The sequence below is a fragment of the Sphingomonas sp. Leaf32 genome (genome assembly GCF_001421765.1).
Classification (GTDB): Bacteria; Pseudomonadota; Alphaproteobacteria; order Sphingomonadales; family Sphingomonadaceae; genus Sphingomonas.
Genome location: NZ_LMLA01000004.1, coordinates 1 through 15,545 on the forward strand (window position 1 = coordinate 1; position 15,545 = coordinate 15,545).

General features: G+C 65.2%; 12 protein-coding genes. 4 read left to right on the top strand and 8 right to left on the bottom strand.

The genetic code is table 11. The features are described 5' to 3' along the window. The 3 genes from ASE83_RS06690 to ASE83_RS06700 form a co-directional block, all read left to right on the top strand. A partial coding sequence (locus tag ASE83_RS06690) for a tryptophan 7-halogenase (protein WP_162236645.1) occupies positions 1 to 305 on the top strand: 305 nt, incomplete at its 5' end. Further along, on the top strand, positions 302 to 1,603 hold the full coding sequence (locus ASE83_RS06695; protein ID WP_055785667.1) for a sugar porter family MFS transporter: 1,302 nt from the start codon (positions 302 to 304) through the stop codon (positions 1,601 to 1,603). The genes ASE83_RS06690 and ASE83_RS06695, both read left to right, overlap by 4 nt. Further along, a complete protein-coding gene (locus ASE83_RS06700; protein WP_055785670.1) occupies positions 1,600 to 4,998 on the top strand; it encodes a glycoside hydrolase family 2 in 3,399 nt (1,132 codons plus the stop codon). The genes ASE83_RS06695 and ASE83_RS06700 overlap by 4 nt, the downstream gene beginning before the upstream one ends. A 36-nt stretch (positions 4,999 to 5,034) precedes the next feature. On the opposite strand, the gene ASE83_RS06705 is transcribed toward ASE83_RS06700, so the two are convergent. The 7 genes from ASE83_RS06705 to poxB all read right to left on the bottom strand — a co-directional run bounded on the left by ASE83_RS06705 (position 5,035) and on the right by poxB (position 13,070). Further along, complete coding sequence (locus ASE83_RS06705; RefSeq protein WP_235513132.1) at positions 5,035 to 6,024, bottom strand: FAD:protein FMN transferase; 990 nt, start codon at positions 6,022 to 6,024, stop codon at positions 5,035 to 5,037. Beyond that, positions 6,024 to 6,869 carry a DUF4198 domain-containing protein gene (locus ASE83_RS06710; RefSeq protein WP_055785671.1) on the bottom strand — a complete coding sequence of 282 codons (846 nt, stop codon included), beginning with the start codon at positions 6,867 to 6,869 and terminating at the stop codon, positions 6,024 to 6,026. The genes ASE83_RS06705 and ASE83_RS06710 overlap by 1 nt, the downstream gene beginning before the upstream one ends. Before the next feature lie 26 nt (positions 6,870 to 6,895). Then, entirely contained in the window at positions 6,896 to 7,384 is a 489-nt protein-coding gene (locus ASE83_RS06715; RefSeq protein WP_055785674.1) for a DUF2271 domain-containing protein, read from the bottom strand. A gap of 13 nt (positions 7,385 to 7,397) precedes the next feature. Then, a complete protein-coding gene (locus ASE83_RS06720; protein ID WP_055785677.1) occupies positions 7,398 to 8,030 on the bottom strand; it encodes a PepSY-associated TM helix domain-containing protein in 633 nt (210 codons plus the stop codon). Further along, the gene (locus ASE83_RS06725) at positions 8,027 to 8,710 is read right to left on the bottom strand and encodes a Fe2+-dependent dioxygenase (protein ID WP_055785680.1); all 684 of its coding nucleotides are present in this window, start codon (positions 8,708 to 8,710) and stop codon (positions 8,027 to 8,029) included. Before ASE83_RS06725 ends, ASE83_RS06720 begins: the two co-directional genes overlap by 4 nt. A 167-nt stretch (positions 8,711 to 8,877) precedes the next feature. After that, positions 8,878 to 11,265, bottom strand: a complete 2,388-nt coding sequence (locus ASE83_RS06730) for a TonB-dependent receptor (RefSeq protein ID WP_055785683.1) — start codon at positions 11,263 to 11,265, stop codon at positions 8,878 to 8,880. An 86-nt stretch (positions 11,266 to 11,351) separates the two neighbouring features. After that, positions 11,352 to 13,070, bottom strand: a complete 1,719-nt coding sequence (poxB, locus tag ASE83_RS06735) for a ubiquinone-dependent pyruvate dehydrogenase (RefSeq protein WP_055785685.1) — start codon at positions 13,068 to 13,070, stop codon at positions 11,352 to 11,354. A 439-nt stretch (positions 13,071 to 13,509) separates the two neighbouring features. Between poxB and ASE83_RS18080 the strand changes: the two genes are divergently transcribed. Beyond that, positions 13,510 to 14,931, top strand: coding sequence for a sulfatase-like hydrolase/transferase (locus ASE83_RS18080; protein ID WP_082443179.1), 1,422 nt, complete (start codon positions 13,510 to 13,512; stop codon positions 14,929 to 14,931). Positions 14,932 to 15,060: 129 nt separating this feature from the next. Here ASE83_RS18080 and ASE83_RS06740 read toward each other — a convergent pair whose 3' ends face one another. Then, on the bottom strand, positions 15,061 to 15,522 hold the full coding sequence (locus tag ASE83_RS06740; RefSeq protein WP_055785688.1) for a GNAT family N-acetyltransferase: 462 nt from the start codon (positions 15,520 to 15,522) through the stop codon (positions 15,061 to 15,063). Positions 15,523 to 15,545: the final 23 nt, after the last annotated feature.

Sequence of the window (15,545 nt, forward strand, 5' to 3'; positions counted from 1 at the left end):
GGACCGAGCCGTTCTGGCAGGCCATCCGTGCGGTCGAACCGCCAGAACCCCTGCAGATCAAGCTGGACGCATGGCGTTCGGGAGGAGAATTCGTGCGCAACGAGTGGGATACGTTCCAGGACCCGAGCTGGCTGAGCCTCTATGCGGGGTTCGGCGACCTGCCGCAGCGCCATTCGCCGCTGGCCGATGCCATCGGTGAGGACGCGCTAGCCGACAGCTTCGCCCGGATGCGCGAGGCGATCGGCAAGACGCTGGCCCATGCCGAACCGCATGGGGCATTCCTCGCGCGGGTGGCGGGCGCATGAGCGGCGCGACCCATACCCGCGCCGTCGTCGCGATGAGTCTCGGCGGGCTGTTGTTCGGGTTCGACACCGCCGTCATCTCGGGCGTCACCGACGCGCTGCGCGCCCAATATGCGCTGTCCGAAGCCGGCCTCGGCCTCGCCGTCTCCGCCGCATTGTGGGGCACCCTGGTCGGCGCGTTGTTCAGCGGCGCGCCGGGCGACCGCTGGGGCAGTCTTGCCGTGCTGCGCGTCGTCGGGCTGCTCTACGTCATCTCGGCGGTCGGCTGCGCCATCGCGACGACGCTCACCGGCTTCGTCGCGTTCCGCGTGCTGGGCGGGCTTGCCATCGGTGCGTCGTCGGTGCTGGTCCCGGTCTATATCGCCGAGATCAGTTCGGCGAAGCGGCGCGGGCTGCTGGTCGGGCTGTTCCAGTTCAATATCGTCGCGGGCATCCTCGTCGCCTATCTCAGCAACTATCTGGTCGCGCAGGCGGTCGCCCCCGACCTTGCGTGGCGGTGGAAGCTGGGCGTGGCGGCGGTGCCGGCGGCGCTGTTCCTGGTCCTGCTGACCGGCCTGCCGCAAAGCCCGCGCTGGCTGACCGCGCGCGGGCGCGGCGGCGATGCGGCGCGCGCGGCGGCGCGGCTCGGCCTCGACGCCATTCCGGCGGGGGAGGGCGGCGGCACCGGGCGGCTCGACTGGCGCATCCATGCCACGCCGATCCTGCTCGCCATCGCCATCGGGCTGTTCAACCAGCTCTCCGGCATCAACGCGATCCTCTATTACCTCAACGACATCTTTGCCGCCGCCGGCTTTACCGGCGTGTCGGGCGACGTGCAAGCGATCGCGATCGGCGCGGCCAACCTGATCGCGACCATCATCGGCATGGGAGTGATCGACCGGGTCGGGCGCAAGCCGCTGCTGATCGGCGGCGGCATCGTCACGGCATTCGCGCTCGCCGGGGTCGCCCTGGTCTATATGGGCGCGGCGTCGCCTGCATGGCTGCTCCCGCTCCTCATCCTGTTCATCGCCGCCTTCGCCATGTCGCAGGGGGCGGTGATCTGGGTGTATTTGAGCGAAATCTTCCCGACCGACGTGCGCGCACGCGGGCAGGCGATCGGCAGCGCGACGCACTGGGTCGCCAATGCGGTGCTGTCCTTCGCCTTTCCGCTGGTGGCGCATTGGGACCGGGCGCTGCCCTTCTGGGGCTTTGCCGCCGCGATGCTGGTGCAGGCACTGCTGGTCTGGCGCTTCTTTCCCGAAACCCGTGGCCGCGATCTCGAAGCGATCAGCGCCGACCTGACGAAAAGGACGATTGCATGAAAACGGCAATGATCGCCGCGCTGCTGGGCAGCGTTGCCTTGACCGGAGCCGCCGGCGCGCAGGTGCCGGCCAATGGCGGGCCGTACAATGCCAGTTTCCTGCCCGGCGGGATCGGCATCGAACGTCCCGTCACCGGGACGGTGACGCAGGCCGGCGCGCCGTACAGCTTCACCCTGTGGGTCGAGACGAACGAGACGCAGCCGGGCGACGTGCCGCTGATGGCGCTGGGCGATGCGCGTGTGCTGTCGCTGGTGGGCGGTCGGCTAACGCTCACCGATGGCGGCAGGACGATCGCCGGGACGACGATCGCTCCAGGCCGCTGGACAAAGGTGGCCGCCGTATCGGACGGCACCCGCGTGGTACTCTATATCGACGGACGCCCGACCGCGCAGGCTATGCTGGCATCGTCGCCGACTGCACCGGTGCTGCACATTGCGCGCGCGCTTCCCGGACGTCCGCATTTCGGCGGCACGCTGGTGAGTGCGACGCTGCATTCCAGCGCGCTGACGGCGGCGCAGGTCGCAGCCATCCCCGCCCCGGATTTCGCCAATGTTCAGCTCTGGGAAGTCGGCGTCAGCTGGCCGTTCCAGAAACAGGCCAATATCGGCCTGACACAGCAACAGGACGCATGGACCCTGCCTCAGAGCAAGGGCGAAGACTATACAGCCCCCGTCGCCAAGCCGCTGCCGACCGCACCCGTCATGCAGCCGACCGCACCCGGCCGTTGGCAGATCAATGGCTGGCAACTCGCCGCCGCCCCCAAGGTTACTGGTGACGGCGCGGTCCTGTCGCGGCCCGGCGCGGCGGACACGGCGGACACGGCGGACGGCACATGGCGCGTGGCGACGGTGCCGGGCACGGTGCTCCAGACCCTGGTCGATCGCGGCGTCTATCCCGACCCCTATTACGGCCTCAACAACCTGAAGATCCCCGAAAAACTGGCGCGGCAGGATTACTGGTATCGCACCCGCTTCACCGTACCGGCGGAAGCGGCGGGCCGGAAGCTGACCATCGTGTTCGGCGGCATCAACTATGCCGCCGACATCTGGGCGAACGGTGCGAAGCTGGGCAGCACCCGCGGCGCGTTCATTCGCGGCCAGTTCGATTTCGTGGCCGCTGCGGGCGAGAACGTGATCGCGGTCAAGGTCTCGCCGCCGCCGCACCCCGGCATCCCGCACGAACAATCGGTCAGCGCGGGCGTCGGCGAAAATGGCGGGCAGCTGGCGATCGACGGCCCGACCTTCGTCGCGACCGAGGGGTGGGACTGGATTCCCGGCATCCGCGACCGCAATACCGGGCTGTGGCGCCCGGTCGAGCTGGTCGCCCATGGTGCCGTCCGCATCCTCGACCCGCATGTCGTCACCGACCTGCCGCTGCCGCGCATCGACCGCGCCGACGTGCATGTGACCGTGCCGATCGAGAATAGCGGCCCCGCGACCCAGGTCACGGTGAAGGTCGCGTTCGAGGGCGTATCGGTCGAAAAGGCCGTGACCGCGCCGACCGGGCGCAGCGAGGTGCGCTTCACCCCCGCCGACTTCCCCGCACTCCGCGTCGCCAATCCAAAATTGTGGTGGCCCAACAGCTATGGCGAACCGCATCTCTACCACGCGACCTATCAGGTCAGCGACGCCAGCGGCGTGTCGGACAGCAAAGCGCAACGCTTCGGCATCCGCGAGGTCAGCTACGACCTGTCGCTGTTCGATGCGAAGGGCGCGCTGCGCCGGGTCAACGTGCAGACCACCGATGGCGGGCTGGCCGGACAGAAGCTGATCGACGTGCGCCACGCCGCGATCAAGCAGTCGCCGACCGGATGGGCGGAATCGCTGACCCCGGCGGGGGAGGCGTCGCGGGCCGTCACGCCGATCGCGGAAACGCTGCCCGAACCGCATCTGACGATCCGCGTCAACGGCGTGCGGATCGCGGCGCGCGGCGGCAACTGGGGCATGGACGATGCGATGAAGCGGGTCAGCTATGCCTGGCTCGCCCCCTTCTTCCGCCTCCAGCGCGAGGCGCATATGAACGTCATCCGCAACTGGATGGGCACCAATACCGAGGAGGAGTTCTACGACCTCGCCGATGAGAACGGCATGATGGTCCTGAACGATTTCTGGCAATCGACCCAGAATTTCCAGATCGAGCCGGACGATGCCTCACTGTTCCTTGCCAACGCGCGCGACACCATCGCCCGCTATCGCAACCACCCGTCGATCATCCTGTGGTTCGGCCGCAACGAAGGCGTGCCCTATCCGGCATTGAACGGGGGGCTGGACGATGCCGTGTTCCAACTGGACGGCACGCGCTGGTTCACCGGGTCGTCGAACGTCGTGAATTTGCAGGGGTCCGGCCCCTACAACTACCGCGCGCCGGAAGGGTATTTCACCGATCTCGCCACCGGTTTCTCGGTCGAGACGGGCACGCCGTCGCTGTCGACGGCGGAATCGATCGCGTCCTATGTGCCCGCCACCGATCGCTGGCCGCTGGGCGACGTGCTGGCCTATCACGACTGGCATTTCGCCGGGAACGGCGACACGAAGACGTTCATGCAGACGCTGGCGACGATGTTCGGCCCCGGCCGCGACTTCGCCGATTTCGAGCGCAAGGCGCAGATGATGAACCTCGAAACGCACAAGGCGATGTACGAGGGGTTTCTGGGCCATCTGTGGACCAAGAATAGCGGCCGGCTGCTGTGGATGACCCATCCGGCCTGGCCGTCGAACGCGTGGCAGATCTATTCGTGGGATTACGACACCCACGCCGCCTATTACGGGGCGAAGAAGGCGGCCGAGCCGGTCCATATCCAGCTCAACCTGCCCGGCAACGAACTGGTGGTGCTGAACACGACGCAGGCCGATGCGAAGGGGCTGACCGCCGCCGTGCGGGTCGTGGGCCTCGACAATGCCGAACTGTTCAAGCGCACCGATCGCGTCGACGCGCTGGCCAACCGCGCTACGCCGCTCAGCCCCGTGCCGCTCGACCCGCTCTATGCCGCGCATCCGGTGGTGCTGGTCCGCCTGACGCTCAGCGATGCGGCGGGCAAGCCGGTGTCGGACAATTTCTACTGGCGCGGGCGAGACGCCGCTTCGTATCAGGCGCTGAACGATCTTGCCCCGGCAACGCTGACGGCGCGCATGGCGGCACCGGTGGTCGACGGGACCGACCGGATGGTCACGGTCGACCTCGCCAATGACGGCGCGGTGCCCGCACTCAACGCCAAGCTGACGCTGACCGGGCCGGACGGGAAGCGCATCCTGCCCGCCTTCTACAGCGACAATTACGTGGCACTGCTGCCGGGCGAAAAGCGGACGATCACCATCCGCTACCCCGCTACCGTCACTGCTGTGCCCGGCGTGACGCTGCGCGGGTGGAACGTGGCGGAGGTGCCGGTCGCGCGCTGACCAGACGATCGACCTGTCGACACGTCGACAGGTCGATCACCCCAACATCGCGCGCAGGCGCGGGGTTAATATTTCGCGCACCCCATTGCAGTCCCGCACCACGATCCGCGCCGCGACGTCCAGCGCCGGGATCACCCCGCTGTCCGGACCGGCGACCGCGATCGCCGTCGCCAGCGCGTCGGCCAGCATCGCAGACGGGGCAACGACGCTGACCGACAGCACGCCATTGTCCGCCGGACAGCCGGTGCGCGGATCGATAGAATGATCGCCCCGGCGATAATTGCCCGAAGTCGCGACCGCGCTTTCATGCAGCGCGAGGCGCAAGGGGGCGAAGGCCGCGCCCGGCGGGTCTTCGAGGTCGACCCACCACGCATCGCCATCGGGCCGCATCCCGCGCCCGACCAGCTCGCCGCCGATCTCGACCAGGCAATGATGCACGCCCTGCGCCGCCAGCAGGTCGGCGACGGCATCGACCGCATAGCCCTTGGCCACGCCGGACAGGTCGAGCGCGAGGCCGCCGGGCTGGCGCAATCGCGCGCGCGCCGGATCGAACCGCAACCGCTGCCATCCCGACACGGCACGCGCCGCATCGATCGCCGCCGCTGCGGGCGGCGGACAGGGGCCGGGCGGACCATAGCCCCATAGATCGACCAGACGACCGATCGCGGGATCGAACGCGCCGTCGCTCGCATGGGCGATGCGCAGCGACAGGTCGATCACCCGCGCCAGATCGTCCGGCAGGACAGCGACCCCGCCGGGCGGTAGCGCGTTGAACTGGCAGAGCGCGGAGGCCGGCTCCCAATGGCTTAGCTGCGCGACCAGATCGGTCAACCGCGCCGCGATCGCGCGTTGCAACAACGCCGCCGCGCCCGCCATCGCCGGGGGCAGCGCGGCCAGCACCGTCCAGCTGGTCCCCATCGTCTCCCCGGTCAGCGTCGCCACCTGTGCGGCGGGGTCATGGCTGGCGAGCGCCGCCGCCTGCGGATCGGTCGGCAGCGCGATCCGCGGCGGCAGGCGCGCCGCCATCAGGGGGTCATCACCTCCAGCGTGGTGACATAGGACAGCCGCCGGCCGGTCGCGCGGGCGACGCTCGGCTTGGCATCCTCATGCGACGCGCTCAGCCAGTACATTCCCGCCGCCGGCCAGTCGATCGACAGCATCCCGTCGGTCCCGGTGGTCAGCTCGCGCGCACCCTCGGCATTGCGGTAGCGCTTGCCGCCGGGAACGACCGTCACCTTCAACCCCGGTGCGGGCCGCCCGTCGACCAGAAAGCGGAACCTGGCCGGCTCGCCCGCGACCAGTTCGTCGGGATGGGTGACGAAATCGATCTCTAGCCCCTTGGCGCTGGGTTTCAGCACGGTGCGGGTCGGTGCGCCCGACGTCACGAAAATCTCGTTGCGGTTGGCGGTTTCGACCAGTTGCACATCGGTCGCATCGGCGGGAATGTCGGCCACGGTCAGCGGCGGGCGGCGCACCCCGTCCGGTCCCGGCGGGCCACCGCGTCCGCCGACCCGCTGTTCGACGCCATTCACCTTGAAACTGCCCATCACGCCCGACATCGCGGTGCCGATCTTCCACGTCCCCGGCTTGTCGAGCTTCACGTCGAACACCGAACGATAGCGCCCGGTCGCGCCGTTCTGCACCTGTCCCGGCGTGCCGTCGGGCTGCCACACCTTCACCCCCTCCAGGCGGCCGGGCTGGTGATCGGCATAGAACAGGTCGTTGGACGCGGCGAAATCGACCGTCACCCAGCTGTCGGTGCCGGAAAACACGGTGCCGGAGGGCAGCATCCACAACCGATGGGCGGACACGGCGGCGGGCAGCGACAACAGGGCGGCGGCAGCAAGCAGATGGCGGGCGAAACGGGGCATGGGCGAAGTCCTCGACAACATGGGTATCAGCGGGCGGCGATCGTGACGGCGCCCAGTTCGTGCGACCCGGTCGCGCGGGCGGCGCGCGCGGGGATGGTCAGCGGCACCTGCACCAGTTCGCGCCCGCCGGTCTCGCGCGCCGCCTCGACGTTCAGGACATAGGCGCCGGGGCGCAGACCCGTGGGCAGCGGGATATTGTGGGTGCCCGGCGCACGGGTCGCGCCGCTGACGCCATCGGCGGGCAACGCCATGCTGCGCCCGCCCTTGCGCCACCACGCGCGCAGGTCGGACAGCCATTTCGTCCCCGGCTCGGCCCCGGACTTGCGGACATCGTACCACAGCGCCAGCGTGCGCGCCGCGCCGCCGCCCGCCGGTTCGATCCACACCGCGACATAGGGCCGGTGATATTCGGCGACCGACAGGCGCGGAATGGTGACGCTGATCGTTCCGGCGGGCGGGGCGGGCGCGGCGGCGACGGTCGCACCGCCCAGAACCGCCAGTGACAGGATACGCATCGGGACTTCCCCTTCAGTGGATCAGGAACATGGCCAGCACGACCGGCAGCGCGATACCGCCCGCGACCAGCGGCCAGGTGGACGGGCGGCGCTTCGCATGGAGCTGCAACAGCAACAGCCCGGTGATGGAAAACAGGACGCAGGCGATGGCGAACACATCGATGAACCAGAACCAGGCCGACCCGGCATTGCGCCCCTTGTGCAGGTCGTTGAGGTAGCTGATCCAGCCCCGGTCGGTCGTCTCGGCACGGACTGCGCCGTTGCTCAGATCGATGCTGACCCACGCATCGCCGCCGGGTCGCGGCAGCGCGACATAGGCCTCGCCGTCCGACCATTCGACGCCGTGGCCCGCGACGTCCAGCCCGACCCCGCGTTCGACGGCGGCAGCGACCGCATCGGGCAGGGGGCCTTTCGCCGCCGCCGCACCGGCCAGCGGGCGCAGCAACGGGGTCGGCAGTTGCGCCGTCCGTTCGGCGACGACCGGTTCGGCGGCGATCGTCGCCGCATGGTTCAGCGTGATGCCGGTCACCGCGAACAACAGCATCGCCGCCAGCGAGATGCCGGCGCTGATCCAGTGCCACGCGATCAGTTGCTTCGCCCACCATGCGCGCCAGTTGCGGCGGCGTTTGACGGCGGCGCCGGTCATGCGTCGGCCCAGCGGCGCAGCAGATTGTGGTACAGCCCGGTCAGCTGCACGACCACGCCGTCACCCTGTCCGCGATCGGTGGCCAGCGCCTGCACCGACTGGTCGAGGTCGAACAGCAGCCGGCGTTCGCCATCGTCGCGTACCATCGACTGAATCCAGAAGAATGCGGCGGACCGCACCCCGCGTGTGACCGGCGTGACGCGGTGCAGGCTGGACGCGGGGTACAGCACCATGTGCCCGGCGGGCAACTTCACCGTTTGCGGCCCGAACCGGTCCTCGATCACCAGTTCCCCGCCGTCATAGCTGTCGGGGTCTTCGAGGAACAACGTGGCCGACAGGTCGCTGCGGATGCGGAAATCGGTGCCGCGCTTCATGCGGATCGCGTTGTCGACATGCAGCCCGAACGCCTCGCCCCCTTCATACCGGTTGAACAGCGGCGGAAAGACCTTCAGCGGCAGCGCGGCGGCGATGAACAGCGGTGCGCGGCCCAGCGCGTCGAGGACGATCCCGCCCGCCTCCCGCGCGGCAGCGCTGTCCTCGGGCAATTGCCGGTTGCGCTTGGCCAGCGCCGATTGCGTGCCCGACGTCACGTTGCCGTCGACCCAGTCGGCACCGTCGACCAGCGCGCGGACGCGGGCAAGCGCGGCGGCGTCCAGCACCTGCGGAATGGCGATCAGCACGCCGCTTCGCCCTTCGTCACTGGAGTTCAATCCCTCTGACCGGGACCGTCGCCCCAGCGAAGGCTGGGGCCTCAACCGGCTCCTGCCCCGTGCTGTCACGGGGAGATCCCAGCCTGCGCTGGAATGACGCTTGGTTCAAACAGGATGCGTTTCGACGCATGTTCAGATCAGAAGTTGTAGAACAGGCTGAGCACCGCCTGCCGCCGGTCGCCGGGCATCGCCCATCCGCCGCTGACCGCGCCGGTGGTGGCGTTTACGTTGCTGCGGAGGCCGGTCAGATACCGTTCGTCGGTGAAGTTCTGCACGTTCAGCTGCACCGTCGCCCGTTCCCCGATCGTGTAGGCCAGATAGGCCCGGTGGATCAGGTAATCGTCGGCGCGGAACTGCACCGATTGCAGCGCCGTCGGCACGTTCAGCGCGATCGCCCCCTGATAGGTCAGGCCATAGCCGATCTCGAGGCCGAAGGGCAGCTTGTAGGTGGTGAACAGCGACCCCGAATGCTCGGGCGTCTGCACCAGCGTCGCATCCGCCTGCGGATCGCGGACCCCCGCCCCCAGGTCACGGTCGGAGATCGACTGCCGGACCCGTCCGTCGAGATAGGTGTAGTTGGCGAAGATCGTCCATGCCGGCAGGATCGATCCCGACAGGCCGAGCGCGATGCCGTCGACCCGCGCGCGACCGTCGAGCACCTGCAACCCGGCGGGCAAGGCCGGATCGTTCGACGGCACGCGGTAATTGGTGCGTTCGTTGCGGAACACCGCGGCGGTCAGTTCCAGCTTGCGCCCGAACAGCGCGGCCTTCACCCCCGCCTCGATATTCTCGGCGGTTTCCGGGGCCACGGCGCACGGATCGGCCGCGCCGACGGCGGTCGGCACGCCGCAGCCCAGGCGCACCGTCTGCGACGACGGCGTCTTCGCCTTGCCATAGCCGGCATAGAGACTGACCGTTTCCACCGGGTGGACCACCACGCCGCCGCGATAGGAGAACAGCCGCTCGGTCGAGCGCTGCACGCGCTGTTGCAGCGCGGTCAGCGCCGTGGTGCCCGGCGGCACGACCGCCAGCGGCAGGTTGCGGAAGCGTGCGTCCTGCACCTCCCAGCGGACCCCGCCGTTCAGTTCGACATAGCGCCCCAGTTCCAGCGTATCGAACGCATAGACCGCCAGATTCTGCGTCTCCGAGCGCGCCTGTGCCGTGACGGTCAGGTTGACCGGCCCGGTCCAACGCGTGTCGGGGTTGCTGATCGCCAGGTCGGGCGGCGTCACCGCAACCCCGGCGGCGGTGCGCAACAGGCTGCCGCTGGTGATGTGGTAGTTTTCGAGCGCGCCCGACACGCCGATATTGGCGACGTTGCGGAGCCCGCCCTTCTCGCCCGACTCATGGCGCAGGTCGACCTGATCGTAGAGCAGCTCGTTCACCTGGTCGCGCGACAGGCCGCGCGGGCCGGACGGTCGCCAGTTGCCGCGCGCGAGGCCCGCGGGGCACGCGATGCCGACGGTCGCCGCCGCATTCGCGCCGACCGGCTGCAGGCCGGTGGTGCCGAGGCAATAGGTGCCCTGCGGCGCGCTGGTGATGCTGGCCTGTTCGACCCGCTGCCACCGCGTCAGGTTGCGCACCGACAGCTGCTCGTCGATCGCATGGCGGAACGTCGCGGTGAAGCGGTCGACGGTCTGGTCCTGCCGGTCGAGATTGGCGATGCCGTAATAGTCCGACCGGTCGACGCCGGGCAGCACACCCCCGCCGATCGCGCTTTCGAAATAGGGGACGCCATAGAGCGGAGTGTTGCGATCCTCCTGATGGACATAGGCGAGCGTCAGGCTGGTCGGTCCGCCGATGCCGATCGTCACCGACGGCGCGATGCCCCAGCGTTCGAACTTCTCGACATCGCGGCCGGGCACGCCATTATGGTGATAGGCCCCGGTCAGACGCACCGCGACCAGATCGGACACGCGCTTGTTGGCGTCGATCGACGCGCGATAATAGTCGTCGGTGCCGACCGAGGCTTGCGCGATCGACAGATCCTCTACGCCCGGCACCTTCGACACCAGGTTGATCGTGCCGCCGACCGACCCCGATCCGTTGAAGACGGTGTTCGCGCCGTTATAGACCTCGATCTGCTGCAGGTTGAACGGGTCGGTGCGGCTGTACTGCGCCGAATCCCGCACCCCGTCGACGGTGATGTCGTTGGCCGCCGAATAGCCGCGCAGGTTGATCGTATCGCCATAGCCGCCGCCGCCTTCGCCCGCGCCGAAGGTGATGCCCGGAATGGTCTGGAGCGCGTCACGCAGCGTCTGGAGGTTCTGCTTGCGGATCGTCTGGTCGTTCAGGACGGTGATCGTCTGCGGCGTGTCGATCAGCGGCCCGGTCGCCTTGGGGCTTTCCAGCTTCGCCTCGGCCGCTTTCTGGCCGTTGACGACGATCACGTCGCGATCGTCGACCCGGTCCTGCGTCGGAGCGGTCGGCGCCGCCGGCACCACATCGCGGTCGGCAGCGGCGGCAGGCGCCGATGCGATGAACCCGATGCAGGTCATCGCCAGAAAGCTCATTCGATCGGTCATGCAGATCCCCCTTGTTGGCGGGACCGCTATTGCGAGTAACTTGCATAGTCAATGCTAATGCGAACAGTTATTGAATGAACCCGTCCTCACCTCAACAAATTCGCCCGCGCCAGCTCGATCACCTCGTCGCCACGCCCGCTCATGATCGCGCGCAGAGTATAGAGGCTAAAGCCCTTGACCTGTTCCGCCTTGATCTTGGGCGGCATGGCCAGTTCCATCGTCTCGGTCACGACATCGACCAGCGCCGGGCCGTCATGGGCAAAGGCGGCGCGCAGCACGTCCTCCAGTTCGTCCGATCGCGTCACGCGCGCGCCGAAAAAGCCCATCTGCGTCGCGATCGCACCGAAATCGGGGTTCTTCAGCGCGACATTGGTGTCGACATAGCCCGCCGCCTTCTGCTCCAGCTCGACAAAGCCCAGCGTCGAATTGTTGAAGACGACGATCTTGATCGGCAGCCCCATCTGCACCGCGGTCAGCATGTCGCCCATCAGCATCGTCAGCCCGCCATCGCCCGACAGCGACACCACCTGTCGTTCCGGATACGCCGCCTGCACGCCCATTGCCTGCGGCATCGCATTGGCCATCGACCCGTGGTTGAACGATCCGATCAGCCGCCGCTTGCCGTTCATCGTCAGATAGCGCGCCGCCCACACCGCCGGCGTGCCGACATCGACGGTAAACGCGGCATCGTCGGCCGCGACCGCATCGATCACCCGCGCGACATACTGCGGGTGGAGCGGCTTGTCGTCCGCGCGCGGGGTGGCGAGGTCGTCCAGACCTTTACGCGCCGTCGCATAATGGTCTCGCGCCTTGGTCAGGAACTTGTCGTCGCGGCCGGGCGCGATCAGCGGGGTGAGCGCCGCCGCCGCTTCCGCCACATCGCCGACGATGCCGATGTCGATCTGCACCCGCCGCCCCAGTGCTGACGGATCGCGGTCGACCTGCGCGACCTTCGCCTTGTCCGGATAGAAGTTGCGATAGGGGAAATCGGTGCCGAGCATCAGCAGCGTGTCGCACTCCATCATCGCGTGATAGCCCGAGGAAAAGCCGATCAGCCCGGTCATGCCGACGTCATACGGGTTGTCCCACTCGATCCATTCCTTGCCGCGATAGGCGTGGACGATCGGCGCCTTGAGCTTCGCCGCCAGCGCGACCACTTCGTCATGCGCGCCCGCCACGCCCGCACCGCACAGCAAGGTCACCGCCTGCGATCCGTTCAGCAGCTCGGCGAGGCGCTCGATCTCTTGTGGCTGCGGCACGATGCGCGGGGGGAGGGGGGCGGCGAAATCGGCGCGCGCGGTCTTCGGCGCCTGCATCAGCGCAACATCGCCGGGGATCACCAGCACCGCCACACCCTGCTTACCGATCGCGGTGCGCAGCGCGCGATGGAGCAGTTCGGGCAGCTGTTCGGGGGTCTGCACCATCTCGCAGAAATGGCTGCATTCGCGGAACAGCTCGGTCGGGTGGGTTTCCTGGAAATAGTTCAGGCCGATCTCGCTCGACGGGATATGCGCGGCGATGGCGAGGACGGGCACGCGGTTGCGCTGGCAATCGAACAGCCCGTTGATGAGGTGCAGGTTGCCCGGCCCACAGCTGCCCGCGCACACCGCCAGCCTGCCGGTCGCGGCGGCCTCCGCGCCTGCCGAAAAGGCGGCGACCTCTTCGTGGCGGACATGCATCCAGTCGATCTTGCCCGACCGGCGCAGACTGTCGTTGATCGCGTTCAGGCTGTCCCCGGTCACGCCCCAGATGCGCTCGACGCCGGCGGCGATCAGCGTGTCGGTAATGAGGTCGGCGATCTGCATGGGGGGTCCTTCACGAAGCGGGTTCGGGAGGGGAAACCGGCGAGCACGCGATTGGCTTCGTGAGGACGATTGCGATGTCGGAAAGCTGAGTTGCAATACGCCGATTGCCAACCATCTTTACTATGATTTATCAATGCGTTGGCTTTGACCAGAACACCAACAAGCACAATAGTATATTAGCAGGTTGCCGCGTCGAAAAATAATTTGACAGGCGGCTTACCCGATGCGCTCAGAAGCAAGCTAACCACCATTACACGGTATCAGCGAGGTTCGCTGTACACCGACACCGAACGATCATATAACTTATGCTGCAATGCAAAATAACGATGCCGCAAAAGCGAGACCATGGTTCACCATATGGTGAGGTGCCATGCAAGCGGTTTGCCGTATTATCGGCTTTGATCATTAAAATAACGCCGTGGTGCGAGAGCATTTGAAAATGGAAATATCACCATCGCGGAATTATATCAAAATTATTTCTGAAAAAGAAAATAGATACCTTGATCGTTACTTATTTGTATTCGGTGGGTTAACATATTTTTTATTCGTGAATTTTGTTAGAATGATAGTGCTGCATGGCACTGGTGAAGCAACCTTCTTTCAGATAGACTATGCTATACCACCAGTATTTGTCTGGATAGCTCGACGTATAAATATCAATAGATTTTTTATACGTATAATTTCTTTTTTCCTTGTACTATTGACGCTTTCCGCTGACATTATTTGCTTGGTAGGCCGTCAATTTCGTTGGGGAATTGATGCAATTCCTCAGTATATCGGAAGCTATCAAGATCTTCCTTGGCCAATATTATTACCAATTTCTCTAGGAATATTAATTTTATCTATTATTTTCACAGCCGCACTAAAAGGTCTTAGCCGATGCAATAGTTCAATATGGCCTCTCATATTATGCGTTACGATACTACTCGTCGCGGACGCCTCTATCGGTACCTCTAGGTTTAGAAGCAATGCGAGTGGGATCAATCTGATCACAACCGCACTTACCGATATTGGTCCTATGTACGCCGGAAGCAGCTTGAAGGGGGGTGCTTTGCGCAAACTTCGGAATGGGACGATGTACGTCGATCTCCGTTCAGCGCCATTGCCTCCACAAATTCTTTCCGTTGCAGTGGAGTCGTTCGGATGGGCGCAAGATCCAGCTCAAAGAGCAAGCCTTGTAGAACCTTTAATGCGAAATCTTTCTAATTATTATACTATAGAATATAATACTCACGAATACTTTGGCACAACGCTACAGGGTGAAATCAGAGAACTTTGTGGTGCAAGACTTGTAGGAAATGCAACGTCGCCAACGGTCATGCGACGCTTACCAAGATGCCTGCCTGCAACCATGCATCATCAAGGGTACGATACTCAATCAATTCATGGAAACGGGAGCCGATTTTATTCTCGATTTACGGTATACCCCACGATGGGATTTCAAAAATCATGGTTTTACGACGAACTGTTGGCGCAGGATTCTCAAATTACACCATGTAAAAATACCTCTTTTCGAGGCGCGTGTGATGCCTTTGTATTTCGCCGAGCGTTAAACCTTTTTGATGGACGAAAGAGATTCGTTCACTTGATGACTCTCGATTCCCATCTTCCGATAAATGATTCCGTAACCACGGGATGCCCACCAGGTTTCGAAAAAAATCCGCAGCTGTGCAGTTATGCATATCTGATCAGACGATCTCTGAACGAACTTTCTAACAATGTTATCACTGCCAAATACCGCCCTAATCTCATAATTATATTTGGAGATCACGCACCCCCTTTCATGTCAAACTCTGCTAGACGTGCGTTTTCGAAGGATAAAGTTCCCTATATTGTACTGCGGCTTAAAAATAATTCATAATACCAGAGTATTTTAGCGTTTTCGGCTTAGTAGCCCTCAGAACAAGTCCGGAGTGACGAACCGCGCGTGAGGGTCGTCTCCAGATTTATTATGGTTTTTAATAGATTGCAGGTCCGCACGCCGCCATCCTTACTCCAGCGTGCAGACCTTCTGCACGATACCCTCCGGCTCGCGATAGGTGCGGAAGCCCATCGCCTCGTAATAGCGCAGCGCGCCGGCGTTATCGGCGCCGATATAGGCGTCGATCTTCGTCAGCCCCGCCGCCTGCGCCGCCGCGCGACTGGCGGCGAACAGCGCCGCGCCCACGCCCTGCCGGTGCGCGTGCGGGCTGATATGGGTGCCGATGATGCCCCAGCCCGGCGGCACGTCGTAGCGATTGCCCGCCTCCGCCCGGACCAGCGACTGGAACCCCACGACTTCGCCCGCCGCGTCGACCGCCACCGTGCAGCGGATGCCGGCCGGATTGGCGATATAATGACGGGTCACGAACGCCACGTCGCTGGGCCGTTCGCGACCGGTCTGCGCGATGATCGCGCGCAGCACGCGGTGCATCGCCTCCGCATCCGCGATCGATGCCCTGCGCGTCTCCATGGTCCCCCCTCAAACTACTGATA